General features: G+C 69.7%; 19 protein-coding genes. 9 read left to right on the top strand and 10 right to left on the bottom strand.

All coding sequences use genetic code 11. The features are described from left to right. Positions 1-3,462 carry a DEAD/DEAH box helicase family protein gene (locus tag ACIRHA_RS40210; RefSeq protein WP_403856303.1) on the top strand — a complete coding sequence of 1,154 codons (3,462 nt, stop codon included), beginning with the start codon at positions 1-3 and terminating at the stop codon, positions 3,460-3,462. Between the two features lie 407 nt (positions 3,463-3,869). On the opposite strand, the gene ACIRHA_RS40205 is transcribed toward ACIRHA_RS40210, so the two are convergent. Together ACIRHA_RS40205 and ACIRHA_RS40200 are read right to left on the bottom strand one after the other, a co-directional pair. Beyond that, positions 3,870-5,570 (bottom strand): bifunctional 3'-5' exonuclease/DNA polymerase, encoded by a 1,701-nt coding sequence (locus ACIRHA_RS40205; RefSeq protein ID WP_403856301.1) that lies wholly within the window; start codon positions 5,568-5,570, stop codon positions 3,870-3,872. Positions 5,571-5,823: 253 nt separating this feature from the next. Then, positions 5,824-6,666, bottom strand: coding sequence for a nitrilase-related carbon-nitrogen hydrolase (locus ACIRHA_RS40200; protein WP_403856299.1), 843 nt, complete (start codon positions 6,664-6,666; stop codon positions 5,824-5,826). A gap of 153 nt (positions 6,667-6,819) precedes the next feature. Between ACIRHA_RS40200 and bla the strand changes: the two genes are divergently transcribed. Further along, a complete protein-coding gene (bla, locus tag ACIRHA_RS40195; RefSeq protein WP_403856297.1) occupies positions 6,820-7,728 on the top strand; it encodes a class A beta-lactamase in 909 nt (302 codons plus the stop codon). 158 nt (positions 7,729-7,886) lie between these two features. Continuing rightward, positions 7,887-9,026: a DUF2786 domain-containing protein gene (locus ACIRHA_RS40190; protein ID WP_403856295.1), complete on the top strand. Its 1,140-nt coding sequence runs from the start codon at positions 7,887-7,889 to the stop codon at positions 9,024-9,026. 22 nt (positions 9,027-9,048) lie between these two features. Here the strand turns inward: ACIRHA_RS40190 and ACIRHA_RS40185 are convergent, their stop codons facing one another. Continuing rightward, on the bottom strand, positions 9,049-10,161 hold the full coding sequence (locus ACIRHA_RS40185; protein ID WP_403856293.1) for a Gfo/Idh/MocA family protein: 1,113 nt from the start codon (positions 10,159-10,161) through the stop codon (positions 9,049-9,051). Between the two features lie 153 nt (positions 10,162-10,314). On the opposite strand from ACIRHA_RS40185, the gene ACIRHA_RS40180 reads away from it, so the two are divergent. After that, positions 10,315-10,656, top strand: coding sequence for an ArsR/SmtB family transcription factor (locus ACIRHA_RS40180; protein ID WP_403856291.1), 342 nt, complete (start codon positions 10,315-10,317; stop codon positions 10,654-10,656). Positions 10,657-10,743: 87 nt separating this feature from the next. Continuing rightward, on the top strand, positions 10,744-13,140 hold the full coding sequence (locus ACIRHA_RS40175) for an FUSC family protein (protein ID WP_403856289.1): 2,397 nt from the start codon (positions 10,744-10,746) through the stop codon (positions 13,138-13,140). An 11-nt stretch (positions 13,141-13,151) separates the two neighbouring features. Here ACIRHA_RS40175 and ACIRHA_RS40170 read toward each other — a convergent pair whose 3' ends face one another. The 3 genes from ACIRHA_RS40170 to ACIRHA_RS40160 all read right to left on the bottom strand — a co-directional run bounded on the left by ACIRHA_RS40170 (position 13,152) and on the right by ACIRHA_RS40160 (position 16,147). After that, positions 13,152-13,682, bottom strand: a complete 531-nt coding sequence (locus tag ACIRHA_RS40170) for a hypothetical protein (protein WP_403856287.1) — start codon at positions 13,680-13,682, stop codon at positions 13,152-13,154. Between the two features lie 12 nt (positions 13,683-13,694). Further along, positions 13,695-15,152, bottom strand: coding sequence for an aldehyde dehydrogenase family protein (locus ACIRHA_RS40165; RefSeq protein WP_403856285.1), 1,458 nt, complete (start codon positions 15,150-15,152; stop codon positions 13,695-13,697). A gap of 98 nt (positions 15,153-15,250) precedes the next feature. Continuing rightward, positions 15,251-16,147, bottom strand: coding sequence for a helix-turn-helix domain-containing protein (locus tag ACIRHA_RS40160; RefSeq protein ID WP_403856283.1), 897 nt, complete (start codon positions 16,145-16,147; stop codon positions 15,251-15,253). A gap of 256 nt (positions 16,148-16,403) precedes the next feature. Here ACIRHA_RS40160 and ACIRHA_RS40155 point away from each other — a divergent pair, with 256 nt between their 5' ends. Next, positions 16,404-16,913: an ATP-binding protein gene (locus tag ACIRHA_RS40155; RefSeq protein ID WP_403856281.1), complete on the top strand. Its 510-nt coding sequence runs from the start codon at positions 16,404-16,406 to the stop codon at positions 16,911-16,913. Positions 16,914-16,988: 75 nt separating this feature from the next. On the opposite strand, the gene ACIRHA_RS40150 is transcribed toward ACIRHA_RS40155, so the two are convergent. Next, positions 16,989-17,231 carry a DUF397 domain-containing protein gene (locus tag ACIRHA_RS40150; RefSeq protein WP_266711349.1) on the bottom strand — a complete coding sequence of 81 codons (243 nt, stop codon included), beginning with the start codon at positions 17,229-17,231 and terminating at the stop codon, positions 16,989-16,991. 319 nt (positions 17,232-17,550) lie between these two features. Further along, positions 17,551-17,925, bottom strand: coding sequence for a VOC family protein (locus ACIRHA_RS40145; RefSeq protein WP_403856279.1), 375 nt, complete (start codon positions 17,923-17,925; stop codon positions 17,551-17,553). A gap of 33 nt (positions 17,926-17,958) precedes the next feature. Between ACIRHA_RS40145 and ACIRHA_RS40140 the strand changes: the two genes are divergently transcribed. The 3 genes from ACIRHA_RS40140 to ACIRHA_RS40130 all read left to right on the top strand — a co-directional run bounded on the left by ACIRHA_RS40140 (position 17,959) and on the right by ACIRHA_RS40130 (position 20,379). Further along, positions 17,959-18,600 (top strand): PadR family transcriptional regulator, encoded by a 642-nt coding sequence (locus tag ACIRHA_RS40140; protein ID WP_403856277.1) that lies wholly within the window; start codon positions 17,959-17,961, stop codon positions 18,598-18,600. 88 nt (positions 18,601-18,688) lie between these two features. Then, on the top strand, positions 18,689-19,615 hold the full coding sequence (locus ACIRHA_RS40135; protein ID WP_403856275.1) for an ATP-binding cassette domain-containing protein: 927 nt from the start codon (positions 18,689-18,691) through the stop codon (positions 19,613-19,615). Next, the gene (locus tag ACIRHA_RS40130) at positions 19,612-20,379 is read left to right on the top strand and encodes an ABC transporter permease (RefSeq protein ID WP_403856273.1); all 768 of its coding nucleotides are present in this window, start codon (positions 19,612-19,614) and stop codon (positions 20,377-20,379) included. The genes ACIRHA_RS40135 and ACIRHA_RS40130 overlap by 4 nt, the downstream gene beginning before the upstream one ends. Before the next feature lie 61 nt (positions 20,380-20,440). On the opposite strand, the gene ACIRHA_RS40125 is transcribed toward ACIRHA_RS40130, so the two are convergent. Together ACIRHA_RS40125 and ACIRHA_RS40120 are read right to left on the bottom strand one after the other, a co-directional pair. Next, positions 20,441-21,868: a glutamate decarboxylase gene (locus tag ACIRHA_RS40125; RefSeq protein ID WP_403856271.1), complete on the bottom strand. Its 1,428-nt coding sequence runs from the start codon at positions 21,866-21,868 to the stop codon at positions 20,441-20,443. 50 nt (positions 21,869-21,918) lie between these two features. Then, the gene (locus tag ACIRHA_RS40120; RefSeq protein WP_403856269.1) at positions 21,919-23,211 is read right to left on the bottom strand and encodes an ion channel protein; all 1,293 of its coding nucleotides are present in this window, start codon (positions 23,209-23,211) and stop codon (positions 21,919-21,921) included. Positions 23,212-23,226: the final 15 nt, after the last annotated feature.

Below are 23,226 nucleotides of genomic sequence, written 5' to 3'. Positions count from 1 at the left end.
GTGAGTAACTTCCGGTTTCTTCGGGCCGAGTGGCCTGATTTGCACCGCGAGGCGGTCCACTCAGAGCGGCTCACGTACGCGGACCCGCGAGCGTCCACATTCTACGCGCGCCGGGTGCTGGAGCTTGCGGTGACGTGGATGTTCGAGGTGGACGACACACTCAAGCTGCCGTACCAGGACGACCTGGCGGCTCTGATCGCCGAGCCGACGCTGGTGAAGGTTGCCGGTCCTGCGATCCGGGCGAAGATGGACGTGATTCGGCGGCAGGGAAATGCCGCCGTGCACCGCAAGACGCCCATTGCTCCGAAGGATGCGGTGCGCACGGTCGCTGAGTTGTTCCACGTCCTGTACTGGATGGCTCGCACCTACACCCGCGACCAGTCCGAACTTCCCGCCTCTACGCTCGCGTTCGACACGGCGCTGATACCTAGACCCGTCCCGGCCGAGGTGCGGATCGCCAAGCAGGCCGAGCTAAAGGCCCAGGCCGAGAAGTACGCCGAGCAGGATGCCGCGCTGGCCGCCGAGCGGAAGAAGAATCAGGATCTCGACGCCGAGATCGCTGAGCTGCGCGCGCAGGTCAAGGCAGCCAAGGCCGCGAACGAGGCTCAGCCGGACACCCACGACTACAACGAGGCCGAGACTCGCTCGCTCATCATCGACCTCCTCCTTAAGGAAGCCGGCTGGGCGCTGGACCAGCCGAGGGACCGTGAGTATCCGGTCACCGGGCTGCCGACCTCGGCCGCGCCTTCCGGCAAGGGCAAGGTCGACTACGTCCTGTGGGACGACGACGGCAAGCCCCTGGCCGTCGTCGAGGCGAAGCGGACCACGCGCGACCCGAAGCAGGGCAAGTACCAGGCGACGCTCTACGCCGATGCCCTGGAAGCGCAGTTCAAGCAGCGGCCGGTGATCTTCTACACCAACGGCTACCGCACGTACCTGTTCGACGACCTCAACTACCCGCCCCGCGAGGTCCAGGGCTTCTACACCAAGGACGAACTACGCCTCCTGATCCAGCGCAGGGTCAGCCGCCGAAACCTCGCCAAGCTGCCGATCAACGAGCAGATCGCCGGCCGTCACTACCAGTCCCGCGCGATACGGCGGATCGCCGGCTCCTTCGAGAAGGACTCTCTGCGCCACGCCCTGCTCGTGATGGCGACCGGTTCCGGTAAGACCCGGACCGTGATCGCGCTCAGCGACCTGATGATGCGCGCCAACTGGGCCAAGCGAATCCTCTTCCTCGCCGACCGCAAGGCCCTGGTCAAGCAGGCCACCAACGAGTTCAAGAAGCACCTGCCCGGTGCCAACCCCGTGAACCTGCTGGAGGAGAAGGACCCGCATTCGCGCGTGTTCGTCTCCACCTACCCGACCATGATGAACCTGATCGACCAGACCGACGCCGACGGACGCCGCATCTTCGGCCCCGGCTTCTTCGACCTGATCGTCATCGACGAGGCGCATCGTTCGATCTACCAGCGGTACGGCGCGATCTTCGACTACTTCGACTCGCTCCTCGTCGGCCTGACCGCGACGCCCAAGGATGAGGTCGACCGCAACACCTACCGTCGCTTCGAGCTGGAAGACGGCGTGCCCACCGACGTCTACAGCCTGGACGAGGCTGTGGCTGAGGGGTACCTGGTGGCGCCGCGGGCCGTCGATGTCCCGCTGAAGTTCCAGCGCGGCGGTATCAAATACGACGACCTGTCCGACGAGGACAAGGAGAAGTGGGACGAGACGGAGTGGAATGAGGACGGTGATGTCCCTGACGAGATCACCACGGAGGAACTGAACAAATATCTCTTCAACGCGGACACCGTCGACAAGGTCCTGCAGACCCTCATGACGCACGGCCTGAAGGTCGACGGTGGCGACAAGCCCGGCAAGACCATCATCTTCGCCGCCAACAACCACCACGCCGAGTTCATCGCCGAGCGGTTCGACAAGAACTACCCGCATCTCAAGGGCGCCTTCGCGCAGGTCATCACCTACCGCAAGGAGTACGCCCAGAGTCTGATCGACAAGTTCTCAGATGCGGCGGAGCTTCCGCAGATCGCGATCTCCGTGGACATGCTGGACACCGGCATCGACGTCCCCGAAGTCGTCAACCTCGTCTTCTTCAAGCTGGTGCGCTCCAAGACCAAGTTCTGGCAGATGATCGGCCGTGGTACCCGCCTCGCGCCCGACCTCTTCGGCCCGAACCGCAGCAAGGACGGCTTCCTGGTCTTCGACCTGTGCCAGAACATCGAGTTCTTCAACCAGAACCTGATGCGCGCCGAAGGCAAGGTCGCCCCCTCGCTGAGCCAGCGGATCTTCGAGCGCCGAGCCGACCTGCTTCTCGCCCTCGATGACAGCTCCGCCCGCGACCGCCAAGCAGCCGCAGTGATCGCTACGCGGCCTGAGTCCGACGGCACCGTCAGCGACTCCGGTCTGCGCTGGGATCTCGCCACTCGACTGCATGACGAGGTTACGGCGATGAACCCGGAGAACTTCCTGGTCCGCCCGCACCGCGAACAGGTCGAGAACTTTGCCGACTTCGACGCCTGGCTGGAGTTCACGCCGGACGCTCACGGCGAGGTCATCGACCACCTGGCAGGACTCCCGACCGCCTTCCGCGACAAGGACGACGCCGGCGAGGAGGCCAAGCGCTTCGACCTGCTCGCGCTCCGTCTCCAGCTCGCCGTCGCGAACGGAGACCCGGGCTTCACCCGGCTACGGGATCAGGTCCAGGAGATCGCGTCCACCCTGCTCGACCAGCTGACCATTCCCGCGATCAAGGCCCAACAGGTCCTGCTCGACGAGGTCGCAGGCGACGAGTGGTGGCAGGACGTGACGCTGCCCCTGCTGGAGACCATGCGCCGCCGTGTGCGTGGCCTGGTCCGGCTGATCGAGAAGACTAAGCGCGGCATCGTGTACACCGACTTCGAGGACGAGCTGGGCGAGCTGACTGCTGCCACGCTCACCGGCATGGAGATCGGCACCGACCTCACCCGCTTCGAGCAGAAGATCCGTATCTACCTCAACACGCACCAGGACCAGCTCGCCGTCCAGAAGATCCGCCGCAACAAGCAGATCACGGCTCTGGACCTGTCGGAGCTGGAGAAGATCTTCGTCGAGGCCGGCCTCGGCACCTCGACGGACATCGACTACATCAAGGACGCCAAGGGCGGCCTCGGCCTGTTCCTCCGGTCACTGACTGGCCTGGAGCGGGAGGCGGCGGCCCTGGCCTTCGACTCCTTCCAACAGGGCAAGACGCTAACGGCCAACCAACTCCGATTCGTGAACGAGCTTATCGACTACCTGGCGCGCAACGGCACGATAGACGTTGTCGCACTGTACGAGTCGCCGTTTACCGCGCTCGCCCCGACCGGCCCCGAGGCGATCTTCCCGGAGGCCGAGGTGGACGTCATGGTGTCCGTCATTCACTCGATCCGCTCGACTGCTGTCGTCGACGAGGGCGTGGCGTAGTCAGCTCGATAGGGAGGAGGAGTAATGCGTGAAGAAGTCACTGAGGACTGCCCCGGAACTGGGCAGGAGGCAGCACCCTCATCGACCCGCATAAGGACTGGCGGAAGCGCTGAGAATCCGCTCCGGGTTGCGTGAGCGGTGCGTGAGCGGACTGGTAAGCATCCAGCAGACTCGGGCGTCACGCCTGTGAGGTCGGGAAGTTTCTGACCAGGCAAAACCGGACCGCGCATGATCACGGGTCACCACCCGTCATGATCTTGCAGGCCCTCGTAATGCGTAGGTCTCGGGTTCGAATCCCGAAGGCGGCTCAGACACCAACCCCAGGTCGGATTCCATTCCGACCTGGGGTTTTGTCGTGCCGTGGCCGTGGAGAACAGGCCGCTGCCGATCGCTCGCGTGCGGGTCGGTCACTTGGCGTCTGCGTAGCACTCCACCACCGCCACTGTGAACGGGAAGCGCACCGGGGTTTCGCCGAAGGTGAGGCGGGCTGCCAGGTCGGCGGCTTCGCGGATCGCTTCGGTCACTCGATCCGTTTCTTCGGTCGGGCAGTGCACGATCACCTCGTCGTGCTGGAAGAACACCAGCTCGGCCGCCATGTCCGCGAGGTCGCGGCGCAGTGCGGCCAGGACGAGGAGGGTCCAGTCGGCGGCGCTGCCCTGTACGACGAAGTTGCGGGTGAAGCGGCCGCGGGCGCGGGAGTTCGATGAGGAGTAGCCGTAGCCGTAGCCGGACGTCGATTCGTCGGTGGCCGCGGGGTGTTCGGGCTCGTCCTGGGGGATGCCGGCTTCGTCGGGTTCGGCGGAGCCGACGGCGGGTGGGCAGGTGCGGCCGAGCCACGTGCGTACGAGGCGGCCCTCCTCGCCCGCGCGTGCCGCCTCGTCGACGTATGCGACCGCCTTCGGGAAGCGGCGTCGCAGCAGTGCCAGGTTCTTCAGGCCGTCGCCCGAGGTCTGGCCGTATATGGCGCCGAGCACCGCGAGCTTTGCCTGGGTGCGGTCACCGGCGAACGCCCGGTCGGAGACCGCCTGGTAGAGGTCGGCGGCCTGGCCCGAGACCTCCATGAACGCGGGGTCGCGGGAGATCGCGGCGAGGACTCTGGGTTCCATTTGGTCGGCGTCCGCCACGACGAGTCGCCAGCCCGGGTCGGCGACCACCGCGCGGCGGATGACCTTGGGGATCTGCAGGGCGCCGCCGCCGTTCGTCGTCCACCGGCCCGAGACTGTGCCGCCCGGCAGGTACTCGGGTCTGAAGCGGCCGTCCCTGACCCAGTCCTGCAGCCAGGACCAGCCGTGTGCCGTGTAGATCCGGTACAGCTTCTTGTACTCGATCAGGGGCGGTACGGCCGGGTGGTCGATGCCCTCGATCTCCCAGCGGCGCGTGGAAGTGAGCTTGATGCCGGCGTGGGCGAAGGCCTTGATGACGTCGGCGGGGAGGTCGGGGCGCACCGGTCTGCCGAATGCCGCCGACACCTCGTCCGCCAGCTCGGCTAGGCGGCGTGGTTCGCCGCCGCCTCCGTAGCGCTCGCCGAGCAGTTCGGCGAGGACCGCGCGGTGCACGTCCGCCCGCCACGGTAGGCCTGCCGCGTGCAACTCGGCGGCCACCAGCATGCCTGCCGACTCGGAGGCGGTGAGCAGGCGCATGCGGCCGGGTTGGCCGGTGGCGTCGTGGCGGCGTTGCTGCTCCGCGTATACGTCGATGAGGTCCGTGAGCGGTACGTCCACGGGTGGGCGTGGTTCGAAGAGGGACGACTGGGAGCCGGGGGCGGCGACGCGGGGCGGGGGGTCGGGTGGGACCGGAGCGCCCTTGAGCCTCGCCAGGGCCGCCGCGGCGGAGTGGGGGTCGCCGTGTCGGCCCTCGTGTGCGAGGAGGAGGTTTTCGGCGGCCTCGATGTCGTAGCAGCGGTCGATCCGGACGCCGGCGGTGAGCAGGTGGGGGTATACGGCGTGGGTGTCGCGCCAGACCCAGCGGGTGACCTCCGGTCGGGAGCGGACCGCTGCCGCGATGTCGGGCTCCCGGACGACGGGGCCTGCGGGCAGCCCGTCCGGGCCCAGTGGCGCGAGGTCGGCGCCGCCGTGCTCGGTGGGGGCCAGGGCCCATCGTTCGGTCACGTTGCCGAGTGTCACATCCGGCACTGACAGTCCGGGTGCCCGCGACGGCGTTGCGGCCTCGGGGCTCTGCCCCGGACCCCGCTGCTCAATCGCCGCAGGGGCTTGAAAGACCTGCTCAATCGCCGCAGGGGCTTGAAAGGCTCGGGCGCCGCAGGGGTTTGAAAGACCTGCTCGAGCGCCGCAGGGGCTTGAAAGGCTCGGGCGCCGCAGGGGCTTGAAAAGCCTGCTCAAGCGCCGCAGGGGCTTCACATGCTCAGCTGTCGCCGCCCTCGTCGATGAGGCGGCGGACCTCGCGGTCGACCAGGCCGAGGCGGGCCTCTGCCACCAGGGGGACCGCTCGCCGCTGGCGGCGAGCCTCATGGACGTCGATGTCGACCGTCACGAGACCCGGCTCCCACTGCGGCGCCTGTGCCACCACCGTGCCGCGCGGGTCGACGACGCGGGAGCCGCCCCAGAAGGACGCCCCGTTCTCGTTGCCGACGCGGTTCACGAAGACGACCCAGCACTGGAGCATCTTGGCCGTGTAGGAGAGGAGGGTGTCCCAGTAGAGGGTGGTGTCCATGGCTTCGGGGTCGAGCGTCGCCGCGCTGTTCGCGGGCACGAACAGGACCTCCGCGCCGTCCTGCACCGCCAGCCACGGGAGCACCGGCTGCCACGCGTCGTTGCAGACCAGCGTCGCGGCCCTGCCGTGGTCGCCGGGCAGGTCGTACGCGCGGGAGTGCTGGCCGGGGCTGACGTGCTTGCGCTCCTCCCAGGCCAGGTAGTTCGGGAGGTACAGCTTGCGGTGGGCGTGCAGCAGGGCGCCGCCCGCGTAGTAGGCGGAGGTGTTGTACGCGCGCAGGCTGGTGTGTTCGTGCAGGCCCACCATGACGTCCGGGCCGTCCGGGGACGTGAGGCCGAGCAGTCGCGGATCGTTCGTGGCGATCGACGTGTCCGACTTCAGGCCGCCCAGGTGGTAGCCGTGCAGGCTCAGTTCGGGGAAGACGACCAGGTCCGCGCCTTGGTCGCCGGCCTGCGTGATCTGTTCGCGGGCCGTCGCCAGGTTGGCGTCCACATCGCCGAGTTCGCAGTCGGTCTGCGCCAGTGCCACTCTCATGCCCCGAGCCTCGCATGGAGCGGTGACCGCTCGCATGTCGCGGTGGTCTCCGGCGTCTCGGTGGTGCCGCAACCGTTTGGGTGGGCAGGACCGTCCTCGTACCCGAACCAGCCAAAAAAGATCATCGTTGCGCAGAAGGGACCACCCACCACCGTGTCCACCACCCGCCGCGCCATCCTCACCACCGCGACCGCCATCGGCGCCACCGCGTTCGCCGGTACCGCCACCGCCCGAGCGGCGACCGGCGGCGCGCATACCGAGTCGGCCGACGGCCGCTTCACCGCACTCGAGCGCCAACACGGCGCCCGACTCGGCGTGTTCGCGCACGACTTCGGCACCGGGCGCACCGTCCGGCACCGCGCCGACGAGCGCTTCCCGATGTGCTCCACGTTCAAGACGCTCGCCGTCGCCGCCGTGCTGCGCGACCTCGACAAGGACGGGAAGTTCCTGGCCCGCCGCGTCCACTACACACAGGCCGACGTCGACCGCGCGGGCGGCGCCCCCGTCACCGGGAAGCCGGAGAACCTCGCGCACGGCATGACCGTCTCGGAGCTGTGCGGCGCCGCGATCTCGTACAGCGACAACACCGCGGCCAACCTCCTTATGAAGTACCTCGGTGGCCCCACCGCGGTCACCCGTTTCGTCCGCTCGACCGGTGACCGCACGACCCGCCTCGACCGCTGGGAGCCCGAGCTGAACTCGGCCGAGCCGGGCCGCGTCACCGACACCAGCACGCCCTGCGCGCTCGGCACGACGTACGCGCGTCTGGTCCTCGGCGGAGCCCTCGCCCCCGCCGACCGCGACCGGCTGACCCGCTGGCTGCTCGCCAACACCACCAGTGGTGAACGGTTCCGCGCGGCCCTGCCCGCCGACTGGGTGCTCGGCGACAAGACCGGCACGGGCAGGTACGGCACCGCCAACGATGTCGGCATCGCGTGGACGCCGGACGGGGCGCCGGTGATCCTCTCCGTTCTGTCGACCAAGCCGGACGAGGACGCCGAGGGTGACAGTCCGCTGGTGAAGCGGGCCGCCGAGCTGATCGTGGAAACCTTGACCGCGTAGGGCAACCTTGTAGGGCGATCTCGTAGGGCGGCCTCGTAGGGGCGGCCTCGTAGGGCGACCTTGTAGGGCGACCTTGTAGGGCGACCGCGTAAGGCACTTCGTAGGGCTCCCCTCAGGGCTCCCCTCAGAGCTTCTCGGAGGGCTGGGATCATGGCCGTATGAGCGGTACGAGCAGTGACAGCACGGTCGAGCGGGCCTTCGCCGCCGCCCTGCACGACGGCGGCGATCTCGACACCGGGGCCTCGCTGCTCGCCGCCGACCCCGCCTCCGACGCTGAACTCGCCCGACGAGGGCGGGAGTTCGTGCGGCGGGCGTGGGAGCGCGGCTGGCAGCCGGCCGACGTGCTGCGGATGGTCGTACGGGAGGAGGGTCTTGACGCGGGCCATGAACGGCTCGCGGCCCGGCTGATCCGGACCGAGACCGAGCGGTACGAGAATCTGCCGCCGCACTGGGCCGCCCAGCTTGCCGAGCTGCCGGCGGAGGAGTACGCGCGCGTGGACCGGTTCTCGGACGCCACTACCGCCCTGGAGCTGTACCGGCTGCTGGCGCGGTTGCCCGCGATCGAGCCGGTCGGGCCGGTGCCCGGTGAGTCGATCACCGTCCCCGTGGCGGGTGAGCCGCGTGCCCTGGCGAAGATCCGCGCGCTGCTCGCCAAGGCGGAGCGGACCGGGTACCCGCCGGAGGCGGAGGCGCTGTCGGCGAAGGCGCAGGAGCTGATGGCCCGGCACTCGGTCGACGAGGCGCTGCTCGCATCCCGTACGCATGCGAAGGACGCGCCCACCGCCTGCCGGATCGGCGTCGACGCCCCCTACGAGACGGCGAAGGCGGTCCTCCTCGACGCCGTGGCCTCGGCGAACCGTTGCCGCGCGGTGTGGAACTCGGCGTTCGGGTTCTCGACGGTGGTCGGCTTCGAGGCGGATCTGGAGGTCGTCGAGGTGCTTCATACGTCGCTGCTCGTGCAGGCCACCGCCGCGATGACGCGCGCCGAGGCCGAGCAGCGGGCGGGCGGCCGGAAGCGTACGAAGACCTTCCGGCAGTCGTTCCTGGCCGCGTACGCGCACCGGATCGGGGACCGGCTCGCCGCCGTCGCCGAGCGGGTGACGGGTGAGGCGGGCGAGGCGGGCGAGGTGCTGCCGGTGCTCGCCGCGCGGGACGTGGCGGTCACCGGGCGGGCCGAGGAGATGTTCCCCGAGACCGTGACGACGCGGATGAGGGGCGTCACCGACGGGGCGGGCTGGACCGAGGGCACCGAGGCGGCGCAGCGGGCCCGCCTCCACGGGCAGCCGCGCCTGCCTTAGGTCCGGCCCCTGGGCGGCAGCCTCAGCGTGCCGCGCGTTCGATGCGGTCGAGCAGTCGGTGGTGCCGGACGGCGTGGGCGAAGTCGGGGACGACGGAGGTGCCGTCGGCCAGGTCGCGGCGGAGTTGGGCGTAGGCGGCGCCGACGTTGTACGCGGCGGTGCCGCGCAGCTCCGCGAGCTCGGGGTCGAAGTAGCGCTCGGGAACGGTGAGTTGAGCGAGACCGGCGTCCGAACCGCGCGCCCCCGCGATCGTGTACTCGCCCATCTGCAGATGCCCGGTGTCGCCGGTGACGACCAGGTCGCCCTCGGTTCCGTTGATCTCCCAGTGGAAGTTGGTGCCCCGCGACGTGCCGCCGCGGAAGTGCACGGAGGCCACCGCGCCGGAGGCGAGCACCCCGCCGAGCACCACCTGGTCGGGGACGTCGGGCCGGTGGACGGTCCCGTGGGAGTCCGTGAGTTCGCGGCGCCGGGTGGCCGTGACCGCGCCGACCTGCGCCGCGCTGTCGAAGTCGCCGAGCACCGCCGTCAGCCCGTCCAGGGTGTGGCCGAACGGGATGGTCAGCATGTTCGCCCCGGTGGACCGGTCCAGGAGATACGCGGAGCCCTCCGGAACCTCCCCTCCCCAGCCGCTCCCTGACGCCACCATGCTGGTCGACAGCACCTCACCTACGTAGCCGTCCGCGACGAGGTCGCGCAGGTGCCGCACGAGCGGTGCGGACCGCGCCTGGAGCCCGGTGAAGGTGCGAAGGCCGCGCTCGGCGGCGAGCGCGGCCAGCTTCTCGGCCTCGGCGACACCGACGCCCAGCGGCCACTCGGAGAGCACGGCCTTCCCCGCGGCGAGGGCGGACTCGATGATCTCCCGGTGGTCCGGCACCTTGACGGTGACCACGACGAGGTCGACCTCGTCGGACGCGGCCAGTTCCGCGGCGGTGCCGAACGAGTGGGCGATGCCGTACTTCTCGGCGGCGGCCCGCGCGGAGTCCGCGCTGCTCGCGGAGAGCGCGCGTACCTCGAAGCCGTTCAGCAGGCGCAGCGCGGGCAGATGGGCCTTGGCGGCCCAGCCGCGCTTGGCGGAGAGGCCGACGATGCCCACACGGACGGGAGACTGCTGGGACGGGGGTGCGGGCAGGGGCATGACGGGGCTCCTCCATAGGGCGGCGGGGCATTAGAGTGTTTGATGAACTACGAACATTCGGAGTGTATGTACGACATCGAACACTCGGCAAGGGTGTTCAACGGCGTTCCAGGGTGTTCCAGGGTGTTCAAAGGGTCTTCACGGGAGGACGGCATGGCGGTGGCAGAAGGTACGGCGAGTGGGCACCGGGCGGCGCCGGTGCATGTCGCACCGGCGGACGTACCCCTGGAGGCGGCGCTCGTCGCGCTCGCCGACCCGGTGCGCCGCACGCTCGTCCGTGAGCTGTCCGGGGCCGCCGACTGGGAGCGTACCTGCGGCACCTTCGACGTGCCGGTCACCAAGGCGACGCTGAGCCGGCACTTCTCCGTGCTCCGCGAGGCGGGTCTGCTCGAACAGCGGGACGCCGGACCCCGGCGCCTCAACCGGCTGCGCCGCGCCGAGTTCGACGCCCGTTTCCCGGGTCTGTTGGATCTGGTGCTTCGCGAAGGGAAGTAGGGCCCTCGGGGAGCCCTTGGCGAGCTCTCGGTGGGTCACCGGTAAGCCCCCGCCGTCCGGAGTGGCCAATGCCCGTATTCTTGCGGAATGAGCTGGTTCCGGGCGTTGAAGGTGACCACGCGCTCGGGCCTGACCGTGGAGCGCAAGCGCCTCGAACCACTGATCGCCCTGCGCGGCGCCGCGGGGCTCGCGATCGTGATCGCGGTGAGTCTGTCGCTGTTCGGGCCCGCGGTGGCGGCCGGTTCCGCCTTCGGCGCGTTCCAGGCGGCGATCGCCACGTTTCAGCGCAGCTGGCGGCCGCGTCCCGAGCTCGCGCTCGCGTCCGGCGCGAGCCTCGGCATCTCGACGTTCCTCGGCTACCTCACCGGCTCGCACCTGGTCTTCTTCCTGCCGCTGCTCGCGTTGTGGACGTATCTCGCCGGTCTCGCCTGGGCGGCGGGGCCGACCATCGGCATCATGGCCTCGTCGAACGTCGCGATGATGCTCGTGACCATCACGCTGCCGACGACGATCGCCGAGGCCGCGGGCCACGCGGCGATGATGGCCTTCGGCGGGCTTGTCCAGGCGACGCTGGTGATCCTCTTCCCCGTACGCAGATGGGGAGCGCACCGCGACGCCCTCGCCGACGCGCTCGCGGCGGAGGCGGATTACGCGCGGCGGCTGCGGCACGATCCGGTCGCCGCGTTCGATCCGGAGCCGTTGATGCTGGCGCGGAACGCGGCCGCGCTCACGCCGCGGCAGGCGCGCACGCGGCCGGCGCAACTGCACGGTGCGCGGGGGCTCGCCGAGCGCATTCGGCCGGTGCTGGCCTCGCTCGCGGATCCGGCGGTCGGGGTGCCGGAGGAGGGGGCGGAGCGGGATCGTGTGCGGGAGTTGCTGGCCGCGGCGGGGGCGATTCTTGATGCTGCGGCGAGGGCGATTCGGCAGGGGGCGCCGGTGCGGATTCCGCCGGAGGCGGTTGCGGCGTTCCGGTCCCCGGATACCGGGGCGATTCTGTCCGGGCCGCCGCAACGTGCGGCCACCCGGCTGGGCTCGCTCCTCCGCGACGTGGTGGAAACGGCGGGCGGCACCACCCCCACGCCACGGGGCTCCGCCCCGGACCCCGCGCCTCAAGCGCCGGCGGGGCTGGAAGGTCGGGGCTCTGCCCCGGGCCCCGCGCCTCAAGCGCCGGCGGGGCTGGAAGGTCGGGGCTCTGCTCCGGGCCCCGCGGCTCAATCGCCGGCGGGGCTGGAAAAGCCTGCTCAAACGCCGCAGGGGCTTGAGAGGGGTGCCGACCCCGCCTTGGGCAATCTGCCGCCTGGGGCGGCAGGGTGGGCAAGGCGGCCCCCGGTGCCGCGTGCCGATGATGTGGCCCCGGCCCCTGCCCCGGCCCCCGCCCCGGTCCCGCCGGCTCAGCCGTTGAGGCGGCCCAGTGTTTTTCAGTTGCTTCCGGTCGCCGTGCGCGCCATCCGCCGCGAGGCCCGGCCCGGGTCGCCGATTCTGCGGCACGCGAACCGCGTGGCGGCGGTCGCCGTCGCCGGGTACCTCATCGGCGACGTCCTCCCGTTCGGACACGGCTACTGGGCGCCGATGTCGGCCGTGATGGTCATGCGCCCCGACTTCTCGCAGACGTACTCACGGGCGGTGGCCCGCTTCTGCGGCACGCTCGTCGGGGTCACCGCGGCGACCGGGATCCTGCAGGCCGCGCACCCCGGCACGTATCTCTCCGCCGCACTCGCCGTGGTGTGCGCGGGGCTGATGTACCTGCTGATGCGCACGGGGCAGCTCGCCGCCCAGGGCTGCATCGCCATGTACGTGGTGTTCCTGCTCGGCATGGGCGGCCAGGAGTGGAGCCAGACGGTCCCCGAACGCGTCGTGCTGACGCTCGTCGGCGGCGTACTCGCGATGCTGTCGTACGCCCTGTACCCGGCCTGGGAGACCCCGCGCCTGCGCACCCGGCTCGCCGACTGGCTGGCCGCGCTCGGCGAGTACGCCGCCGCGGTCGTCGCCCACTACGCGAGCCCCGCGGGCAAGAGCTGCCCGGACGTGCGCGAGGCCCTGCTGAAGGCCCGTGACGCGCACATCGCCTGGGAGCAGGCCGCCGCCCGCGCCAAGACCGAACCCGTACGCCACCGCGGACTCTCCAACGCCGCCGCCGACGAGGCCGCGCACGCCCTGCACCACATCGGCCGCGTCGTGATGCTGATGGAGGCGCACCTGCCGGAGCGCGGCACGACCCCCGTGCCCGCCGCGGCCGCGCTCGCCGACGCGCTGCGCGCCGCGACACGCGACGGCGCGCAAGCCATCCGCGAGCGCCGGATCCCGCGCTGGAAGCCGGTGCGCGAGGCCCTCGACGCGTGGGACGGCGAGGGCGTCCCGGACCGGGTGGTGCGCCGCGGCGCGACGCTGTTCCTCGAAACGCTGGAGGAACTCTCCGACGCCCTGGACACCGACGTGCCGCCGATGACGCGGGAGATGACCCGGGAGCCGACCGACCAGAGGTGACGGGCGGTGACTCAGTTCGTCGGGAGGCCGCTGGGCAGACCGGTCGGCAGCTCGCCGCCCTTGGACGTGGACTTCTTGAACGTGTCCTGCTGGCCCGCGTCCCACGAGATCCGCATCGTGCTGCCGTCGTTGGACTCGACCGAGCCCTTCGTGCGGTCCGTGTTCCCGTCCGCGCACCTGAGCGCGAGCGTCGGCTGCCCGGAACCCGCCAGGGTCCCGGTGCACAGGTGTCCGTCGGCGGTGGTCAGCGCGGCCTGCTTCTCGCCGACGACCAGGACGACGGGCTTGCCGCCGGCGGACGCCTTCCAGATGCCCTCGGCGTCCTTCACGGAACTGGGACCGGAACTGGAACTGGAACCGGAACTGGAGGACGAACTCCCGCTGGAAGGCGTGCTCTTGCCCTCGCCCGAGCCCGTACCCGCGCTCTCGCCCGCGCCCTTGGCCTTGCCTCCGTCGTCCCCGCCACCACTGCACCCGCCCACGGCGAGCACCGCCACGACGGTCAGGGCGCCCGCGGCGACCCGTACGTTCCTGATGTGCACAACTTCCCCCAACTAGAACGGGAACTGCGAGCGCCCCCGCTGCACGGATATCCACTTCTGCGTGGTGAACGCCTCAAGCGTCGCCTCGCCGTTGAGCCGTCCGATCCCGGACTGCTTCTGCCCGCCGAAGGCGACGAGCGGCTCGTCGTGCACGGTCCCGTCGTTGACGTGGAACATGCCGGTGTCGATCCGCTGCGCGAAGTCCACCCCGCGCTCCACGTCGCCCGTGTGCACGGCGCCGCTCAGCCCGTACGGGGTGTCGTTCGCGATCCGCACCGCCTCCTCGTCCCCGTCGAACGGGATGAGCAGGGCGACCGGCCCGAAGATCTCCTGCCGCAGGACGGGGGAGTCGGCGGGCAGCCCGGTGAGCACGACCGGCTCGACCACGTTCCCGTCGACACCACCGCGTACGAGCGCGGTGGCGCCCTCCGCGACCGCGGTGGCGACGACGCCCGAAATGGCGTCCGCCTGCGTGGAGTTGATGACAGGGCCGATGACGGTGTCGGGGTCGCGCGGGTCGCCCGCCTTGAGGGTGGAGACCTTCGCCACGAACTTCTCCGTGAACTCCTTCTCCACCTTGCGGTCCACGAGGATCCGGTTCGCCGCCATGCAGACCTGGCCCTGATGGACGTACCGGCTGAAGACCGCGGCGTCCACCGCGTAGTCGATGTCGGCGTCGTCGAGCACGGTCAGCGCGCTGTTGCCGCCGAGTTCGAGGATCACCTGCTTGAACTGCGCGGCGCAGACCGTCCCGACGTGCCGGCCCACCTGGTCGGAGCCGGTGAAGGAGATGACCTTGGGCACGGGGTGGGTCAGGAACGCGTCGCCGATCTCCGCGATGTCGGTGATCACGACGTTGAGCAGACCGGCCGGCAGGCCCGCGTCCTCGAAGAGCTTCGCGATCAGCGAACCGCCGGTGACCGGGGTGTTCTGATGCGGCTTGAGGACCACGCCGTTGCCGAGCGCGAGCGCGGGCGCGACGGACTTCAGCGACAGCAGGAACGGGAAGTTGAACGGCGAGATGACCCCGACGACCCCGACCGGCACCCGGTAGAGGCGGTTCTCCTTGCCGTCCACGGGCGAGGGGATCATGCTGCACTGCGGACGCAGCGCCAGCTGGGCCGACTCGCGCAGGAACTCCTTGGCGAGGTGCAGCTCGAAGCCGGCCTTGACCCGCGTACCACCGAGCTCGTCGATGACCGCTTCGGCGATCTCCTCCTCGCGCTCCTCCAGGAGGCGCAGGGCGCGCTCGAAGACGGCGCGGCGCGCGTACGGGTTGGTCTTCGCCCAGTCCTTCTGGGCCCGCTCGGCCGCGCGATACGCCTCGTCGACCTCTTCCGCGGAGGCGACGGTGATCGAGGCGAGCTTGTCCCCGTTATAGGGATTGAAGTCGATAATGTCCCACGCCCCGTGTCCGGGACGCCACGAGCCGTCGATGTATTGCCGGTCCAGTTCCGTGAAGTAGGACATGTAATCCCTTGCTGCAGCGCCGGGCACCTCTGATGTGACGTCATCGTACGGGTGAGTAACAGCAGTTGCAGCAGGAGATCCGTCAACTCACGGCAGACTCAAGCCAATTCGGACAGCGCGTCACGGAGCAGTCGCCCACTGTCCTCGGGAGAGGGGCACTGGGACGAAAGTTCCGTCATTGCCCTCTCGTACTGCGTCACGTCCTCGCGCTTGTCCAAATACAGGGCGCTGGTGAGCTGTTCGAGGAAGACGACATCCGAAAGGTCGGATTCGGGGAACGTGAGAATGGTGAACGTGCCGGACTCGCCCGGATGCCAGCCATGGCTGAACGGCATGATCTGCAGGGTGAGATGGGGGAGCGAGGTCAGCTCGATGAGATGCTCCAGCTGCCCGCGCATCACTTCGCGCCCGCCCTGCACGCGCCGCACGGTGGCCTCGTCGAGCACGATGTGCACCTGGGGCGACCGCTCGTCGACCAGCAGCTTCTGCCGCTCGATGCGCAGCGCGACCCGCCGCTCGATGTCCTCGCGCGCGGCCCCTTTCATGCCCTGCTCGACGACTGCGTGGGCGTACCCCTCGGTCTGCAGCAGGCCGTGCACGAACTGGGCCTCGTACCCGCGGATCTGGGTCGCCGCGCCCTCAAGTCCGAGGTACGTCGGGAACCAGCCGGGCAGCACGTCGCTGTAACTGTGCCACCAGCCCGCGAGGTTGGCCTCTTTCGCGAGCGAGAGCAGCGCGGAGCGCTCCGCCTCGTCATCCACTCCGTACAGCGTCAGCAGGTCGGCGACATCGCGCGTCTTGAAGCTCACCCGTCCCAACTCCATGCGGCTGATCTTCGATTCGGAGGCGCGAATCGAGTAGCCGGCGGCCTCGCGGGTGATCCCGTGCGATTCCCGCAGGCGCCTCAGCTGTGAGCCCAGCAGGATGCGTCGCACCACCGAGCCCCCACCAGAGTTCAGCGCCTGGGGCGACCCCCATGCCTCCCCAGCGGTCACGTCTCTTCATCCTCCCCTTGGTCCACGGCCGAAGTCTGCCATCAAAACGCTCCAGCCTGTACTCGTTCGGTTACAGAAATGGAAAGATCGCGAACTAGATGCGCAAGAAGTCGTAGGAAGAAATCATCGAGAAGCGGTACGGGGGCGCTCAAGTCGGGCGCGTGCACGTGCATCTGCCCTTGCATCCGCTGTACGCATTCGGAACGATGGCGCCACCACCGCTCGCTGCGTACTGCGAAAATGGGGAGTACCTCGCATGGGGACGAACGGATCGACCATGCTCGGGCCGTTGGAGTCGTTACGGCAGGGCTTGCCGCCGGTCGACCCCTCGGCCGTCTCCAGTACCGCGTCCTGCGCTCTTCCCGCACGCTACGAAGCGGTGCGCAGCGCACGGGAGTTCAGTCGCAGGACGCTCGCCGACTGGGAAGCGTTGGAGCGCTTCGACGACATCTGTCTCGTCGTCTCCGAACTCGTCACCAATGCCCTGCGGCACGGTCTCCCCGCGGACACCCCACACGGCCAGGATCCGCCCGTACGGCTTCATTTGATGCATTGGTCTTCGCGCGTAGTGTGCGCGGTCCGCGATCCCAGCAACGACAGTCCTGTGGCCCAAGAAGTGGACGTCGACAGCGACATCGAGGCCGATTTCTCGGCGGAGTCGGGGCGCGGACTGTTCCTCGTCGACTCCTTCGCCGACAGTTGGGGCTGGCATCCCTTGGCCGGAGCGCTGAGCGGAAAAGTCGTCTGGGCGCTCTTCAGGTTGTGAAGTCGAGTCGACAGCGAAGTCGGCCGTGAAGTCGGGCCGCGAAGTCACGCTGTGAAAAGGGCCCCTGACGCTGCGTCAGGCACCGGCCGTCAGGTGGTCGAATTCACCGTCCTTCACGCCGAGGAGCATCGCTTCTATCTCCGCAGGCGTATAGACGAGCGCGGGCCCCTCGGGAAAGTTCGAGTTGCGCACGGCGATCCTTCCGCCGGGCAACTTCGCGAACTCCACGCAGGAACCCTGCGAGTTGCTGTGCCTGCTCTTCTGCCAGACCACTCCGTGCAACTCCGTGGCCGCCATGCCGTTGTACACGTGGTGCACGGTTCGCTCCCCGGTGGTGCTGTCAGTGCTGTAACAGTGAATGATTCTGTGGTCAAAGTGAAAGCCGGAACAGCAGTGATCAACTGCCCCAACTGTCCAGGATCATAGCTGCGTTCATATGCCCTTGCATGGGCAGATGCACGTGCACGCGGGGTGTTCTCGCAGTTACAGTTCGGAAAGCGCCTGCCCCAGTACTCGCATTGCATGCGAGCGCCATCCGCCGGCCGCGATCTTTCGAGCCATCGCACGCGCGGACCGGTTCACGGAATTGGCCGGAACTCGATCCACTCACCTGTCGAAGCGGTTCGCCTCGGAGCGGTCACAGGCCCTTCTTCTCGGTGATCAGCATCAGGCTGTTGCCGTCCGGGTCGCTGAAGCCGGCCATCCGCCCCCACGGCAGCTCGTCGGGCCCGCTGACCTCGGCACCCGCGGCCCTGAGCCGCTCGCAGTCGGCGTCGACATCGGTCGTGGCCAACATGATCCCCCGCGTCGAACCGGGCACGAAATCGCCCATCCCCGGCCCAGACAGGGTGAAGACGGTCTGCGCACCGGCGGGCGCCACCTGCAGCCAGCGGCCCGGCGGCATCTGGCGGTCGACGACGACGTCGAAGCCGAGCACGTCGACGTAGAAGCGCAGGGCGCGGTCCTGGTCGGTGACGGGGAGGGTGATGAAGGAGGCGTGGGTGATGTTCATGTGGCCGACGGTACGACGTCTACGCTGGACCGCATGTCAGCGATCCGCCTGCTGGTTCTCGGGGCCGTACGCCAGCACGGCCGCGCGCACGGCTACCAAGTACGCAACGACCTGGAGTACTGGGGCGCCCACGAGTGGTCGAACGCCAAGCCCGGCTCGATCTACCACGCGCTCAAGCAGATGGCGAAGCAGGGACTGCTGCGCGCCCACGAGATCGCGCCCTCCACGGCAGGCGGCCCGCCGCGCACCGAGTACGAGCTCACGGACCAGGGGCGTGCGGAGTACCTCGCCCTGGTCCGCTCCTCGCTGACCTCGTACGACCAGCGGCCCGACATCCTCTCGGCGGCGCTCGGCTGCATGGTGGACCTGCCGCGCGAGGAGGTCGTGGACCTGCTCAAGGAGCGCGTGCGCAGCATGGAGGAGTGGCGCCGCTCCGTCACGGAGTACTACACGCCCGAGGACGGCCCCGAACAGCTCGGCCACATCGGCGAGATCATGAACCACTGGGTCTTCTCGGCCGACACGGGCGCGGAGTGGACCAGGGGCCTGATCGCCCGCATCGAGGCAGGCGCCTACACCTTCGCGGGCGAGGGTGAACCCTTCGTCGGGGTGCTCGCGGAGGGGCAGAAGAACCCGTACGCGGCCGGGGAGCGGCCCGCGGGGAGCGACCGCTAATCAAGTTTGACGAATGATGGTGCCTCGGTTACCTTCGCCCACCTAGTCAAGTTTGACTACGGGCGGGTTTGGCCACGGAGGGAGCCGGATGACGGACGCGATCGTCGCCGAGGGAGTACGGAAGCGGTACGGGGAGAAGGCGGCACTCGACGGGTTCGACCTGGCGGTGGGCCGGGGCACCGTGCACGGCGTGCTCGGGCCGAACGGGGCGGGCAAGACCACCGCCGTACGCGTCATGACGACGCTGCTGCGGGCCGACGAGGGCCGCGTCGAGGTGGCGGGCCACGATGTGCGGCGCACCCCGGACGAGGTCCGCCACCGCATCGGCCTGCTCGGCCAGCAAGCGGCCCTCGACGAGGAGTTGAGCGGCCGGCAGAACCTGGAGATGTTCGGCCGGCTCCACCACCTGGGCTCCCGGCGCGCGGGCGTGCGGGCCGACGAACTCCTTGCCCGCTTCGGCCTGGGCGACACCGGCCGCAAGGCGGTGAAGGCGTACAGCGGCGGCATGCGGCGCCGCCTCGACCTCGCCGCGTCGCTCATCACGGAGCCGGAGGTGCTCTTCCTCGACGAACCGACGACCGGCCTCGACCCGCGCGGCCGCGCCGAGGTGTGGGACGCCGTGCGCTCGCTGGTCGGCGGCGGCACGACGGTGCTGCTGACCACGCAGTACCTGGAGGAGGCGGACCAGCTGGCCGACCGGGTCTCGGTGGTGGACCGGGGCCGGGTCGTGGCGGACGGCAGCCCGGACGAGCTGAAGGCGAAGCTGGGCGGCGACCGGATCGACGTGGTGGTCCGGGACGCCGCCCAGCTGCCGAAGGTGGCCGCGATGCTGCCTCCGGGGGCCACGGTCGACGCCGACCGCCGCCTGGTAAGCGCTCCGGTGGACGACCGGATGGCCGCGCTCACCGACGTCGTACGAGCCCTTCAGGAGACCGGAGTCGAGGCGGAGGACGTGGCGCTGCGCCGCCCCACGCTCGACGAGGTGTTCCTGCACCTGACGGAGGTCCCCGCATGAGCACACCGGCGGTCCTGGCGGTCACGGATTCCTGGACGATGACCCGGCGCGAACTCGCCCACTGGGCACGGCAACCGGTTCAGGTCGTGGTCGGCCTGGTCTTCCCCGTGATGCTGCTCGTGATGTTCGGCTACCTGATCGGCGGCGGCAAGGGCGTCGAGGGCGACTACGTCGACTTCCTCGTCCCCGGCATGCTCGCGCTGACCATGGCGTTCGGCCTGGAGTCGACGATGTTGGCGATCACTCAGGACCTCAACAAGGGGGTGATCGACCGGTTCCGGTCCATGCCGATGACCAATGGGGCGGTCCTCGTGGGCCGCTCGGTGGCGGACATGCTGCAGTCGGCGGCGTCGATCGTGGTCATGGCGGGGGTCGGCCTCGCGATCGGCTGGCGGGTGCACAACTCGTTCGGCGCGGTGCTCGGAGCCTTCGGGCTGCTGCTCCTGCTGCGCTTCGCGATGCTGTGGGCGGGCATCTGGCTGGCCATGGTGGCGGGGAAGCCCGAGCTGGTGCAGGCCGTGCAGATCCTGGTGTGGCCGGTCGGATTCCTCTCCAACGCCTTCGCGGTGCCGTCGACCATGCCGGACTGGCTGGGCGCGGTCGTGGAGTGGAACCCGATGTCGGCCACGGCCTCCTCGGTCCGCCACCTCTTCGGCAACCCGGGCGGCACGGACGAGGTGTGGCTCGCGGTGGCATGGCCGGTGGCCCTGGTGGCGATCTTCTTCCCACTGGCGGTCCGGAGGTTCACACGGCTGAGCCACTGACCACATCAAGCCCGCCTTTCGTACGTGAGCCCGCGGGGTCCGGGGCAGAGCCCCGCGACGTTCAGTGATGGAACCCCGTGGCCGCACCCCGGTCCCGCGTCGCAGGATGCGCCTGCTGCCGCAGCTCCGGCAGGAGCCGCCCCAGGTCCTCCACCAGCAACTCCGCCAGGTCGGACGAGAACCCGTTGCGGCACACCACCCGTAGCACCGCCAGATCCTCCCGGTGCGCCGGGAACGTGTACGCCGGCACCAGCCACCCCCGCTCCCGCAGCCGCCGCGACACGTCGAACACGTCGTACGCCTTCACATCGTCCGCCGTGGTGAACGCGAACACCGGCAACTCGTCGCCCCGCGTGAGGAGCTGGAAGTCGCCCAGCGCCTCGATCCGCTCCGCGAGCCCGCGCGCCACCTGTCGCGTCGCCTGCTGAACGGCCCGGTAGCCCTCCCTGCCGAGGCGCAGGAACGTGTAGTACTGGGCGACCACCTGCGCCCCGGGACGCGAGAAGTTCAGCGCGAACGTCGGCATGTCCCCGCCCAAGTAGTTGACCCGGAAGACGAGTTCCTCCGGCAGGGCCTCCGCGTCGCGCCACAGCGCCCACCCCACTCCCGGGTAGACGAGCCCGTACTTGTGCCCGGACGTGTTGATCGACGCCACCCGCGGCAGCCGGAAGTCCCAGGCCAGATCCGGGTCGAGGAACGGCGCGACCATCGCGCCCGACGCCCCGTCCACGTGCACGGGGATGTCGAGCCCCGTATGCGCCTGCAGCTCGTCGAGCGCCGCGCACAGGTCGGCGATCGGCTCGTACGAGCCGTCGAAGGTGGAGCCGAGGATGCCGACGACGCCGATCGTGTTCTCGTCGCACAGCTCCGCCGCCGCGGTCGGGTCGAGGTGGAACCGCTCGCCCTCCATGGGCACCTGCCGCGCCTCCACCTCCCAGAAATTGCAGAACTTCTCCCAGCAGACCTGCACGTTCACGCCCATGACGAGGTTGGGGCGGGCCTCGCGCGAGGGGTAGCGGTCGGCGTTGCGCAGCGCCCAGCGGCGCTTGAGTGCCATCCCGGCGAGCATGCACGCCTCGCTCGACCCGGTGGTCGAACACCCGACGGCGGTGGACGGATCGGGCGCGTTCCACAGATCGGCGAGCATGGCGACGCAGCGCCGCTCCAGCTCCGCCGTCCGCGGGTACTCGTCCTTGTCGATCATGTTCTTGTCCCGGCACTCGTCCATGAGGACGCCCGCCTGCGGCTCCATCCACGTCGTGACGAAGGTGGCGAGGTTGAGGCGCGCGTTCCCGTCCAGCATCAGCTCGTCGCGGACCAGCTGATACGCGGTCATGGGCGCGAGCGGCCCCTGCGGCAGCCGGTGCTTGGGCGGGGCGTCCGTCATCCCGGCCGTCGGATTCGCCTCCCCGTAGAAGGGGTTGACGGAGAGCGGGCGCTCGTCGGGCTTGCCGTAGCGCTCGGCGGGGCTCTGGTGCAGCGGTGACATGAGAGTCAACTCCTTTGTGTGAAAGGGAAGTTGTGTCGTTCTCGACGTTCTCAGCGGATCGCCGACCCGTCCTCCGACAGTTGCATCTGCGGCCGCCCCGTCACCAGTAGCCAGGCGGGCAATGACGCGATGCACATCAGGGCGATGATCGCGGGGGACGCCACCAGGACGGCCGCCGTGAACAGGCTGACCCAGCCCTGCCGGGTGACGGCGAGCAGCACCCCGAGCACCCCGGCCGCGATGCCGACCGACGGATTCACGCCAGGTACGAGCGCGTGCGCGAACAGGCCGAAGGCGGCGCCCACGAAGACGGCGGGGAAGATCCGCCCGCCCCGGAATCCGCACGTGGCGGCGATGAGCAGCGCCGCCAGCTTCACCACGGTCATCAGGGCGAACTCCCCGGCCGACCAGCCGTCCGGCGACCCGGCGATCTCCTTGACCTCCGCGAGCCCCTTGAACAGCGTCAGTTCGCCGCCGAGCGCCCCGAGCAGGCCGAGCACGAGCCCGCCGAGCGGAAGCGTCAGCATCGGGTGGCCGAGGCGGCCGAAGGCGCGGTGCACGAAGGGGAAGGCGTAGACGGCGGTCATCGCGAACACCGCGGCCGCGCACGCGATCACGATCGAGGCCAGGAGGTCGCGCCAGTCGGGATCGCTCAGGGGCGGCAGACCCAGGTCGAAGGAGGGCGAGGCGAGCAGGGAGGTGGCCATGGATCCCGCGGCCGCCGCGAGCAGCGGTCCGAACATGTTGTCCCACAGCGAGCCCTTCATCGGCATCGCCTTCCCGGCCAGTGTCTCCGAGACGAGCAGCGCGGCCGCGATGGGCGTACCGAACAGGGCGCCGATGGTCCCCGCCGTCGCGAGGCTCACCCACATCGTCGCCTGCGAGTTCGGCACCAGCTTCTTGCCCAGCCAGAAAGCGAGCCCCACGTTCACCGCGATGATCGGGTTCTCCGGGCCCAGGCTCGGCCCGCCGGCCAGCATCAGCGCCGCGGCGAGCGCGAGCCCCGGCAGTACGTAGGGCGGCAGCGGTGCCTCGCCGCCGAGCCCCATCGTCGCCGGGTCGGGGCCCGCGTGGCCCGGCACCTTCCAGACCACGAGCCCGACGAGGACGCCCGTGACGGTGAGCATCACGATGATCCACAACGAGGAGTAGCCACCGATGCCGAGCGCGTCGGGCAGCTTCTCCCACACCAGATCGGCCAGTTTCTCGGCGATCCAGTCGAGCGCGAGGAACAGCACGCTGCAACCGACTCCCACCACCAGTGCGGGCAGGACGAAGGGCAGCAGGGTTCGAGCGGACACGGCGGGCGGGGGCGGCGATTCAATCTCGGTGTGCGTGCTCACGGCGCCACCTTAAGG

Source organism: Streptomyces sp. NPDC102360, from assembly GCF_044766085.1.
In the GTDB taxonomy this organism is placed as follows: Bacteria; Actinomycetota; Actinomycetes; order Streptomycetales; family Streptomycetaceae; genus Streptomyces.
The sequence above is the reverse complement of the archived record's forward strand: the minus strand, read 5'-3'. Positions and strand labels throughout refer to the sequence as shown.

Coding starts and splice junctions, on each gene's coding strand:
- ACIRHA_RS40155 (WP_403856281.1), top strand. CDS start 16,404: ATGGGGACGAACGGATCGACCATGCTCGGGCCGTTGGAGTCGTTACGG.
- ACIRHA_RS40165 (WP_403856285.1), bottom strand. CDS start 15,152: ATGTCCTACTTCACGGAACTGGACCGGCAATACATCGACGGCTCGTGG.
- ACIRHA_RS40185 (WP_403856293.1), bottom strand. CDS start 10,161: ATGCCCCTGCCCGCACCCCCGTCCCAGCAGTCTCCCGTCCGTGTGGGC.
- ACIRHA_RS40130 (WP_403856273.1), top strand. CDS start 19,612: ATGAGCACACCGGCGGTCCTGGCGGTCACGGATTCCTGGACGATGACC.
- ACIRHA_RS40125 (WP_403856271.1), bottom strand. CDS start 21,868: ATGTCACCGCTGCACCAGAGCCCCGCCGAGCGCTACGGCAAGCCCGAC.
- ACIRHA_RS40140 (WP_403856277.1), top strand. CDS start 17,959: ATGTCAGCGATCCGCCTGCTGGTTCTCGGGGCCGTACGCCAGCACGGC.
- ACIRHA_RS40200 (WP_403856299.1), bottom strand. CDS start 6,666: ATGAGAGTGGCACTGGCGCAGACCGACTGCGAACTCGGCGATGTGGAC.
- ACIRHA_RS40175 (WP_403856289.1), top strand. CDS start 10,744: ATGAGCTGGTTCCGGGCGTTGAAGGTGACCACGCGCTCGGGCCTGACC.
- ACIRHA_RS40190 (WP_403856295.1), top strand. CDS start 7,887: ATGAGCGGTACGAGCAGTGACAGCACGGTCGAGCGGGCCTTCGCCGCC.
- ACIRHA_RS40145 (WP_403856279.1), bottom strand. CDS start 17,925: ATGAACATCACCCACGCCTCCTTCATCACCCTCCCCGTCACCGACCAG.
- ACIRHA_RS40135 (WP_403856275.1), top strand. CDS start 18,689: ATGACGGACGCGATCGTCGCCGAGGGAGTACGGAAGCGGTACGGGGAG.
- ACIRHA_RS40180 (WP_403856291.1), top strand. CDS start 10,315: ATGGCGGTGGCAGAAGGTACGGCGAGTGGGCACCGGGCGGCGCCGGTG.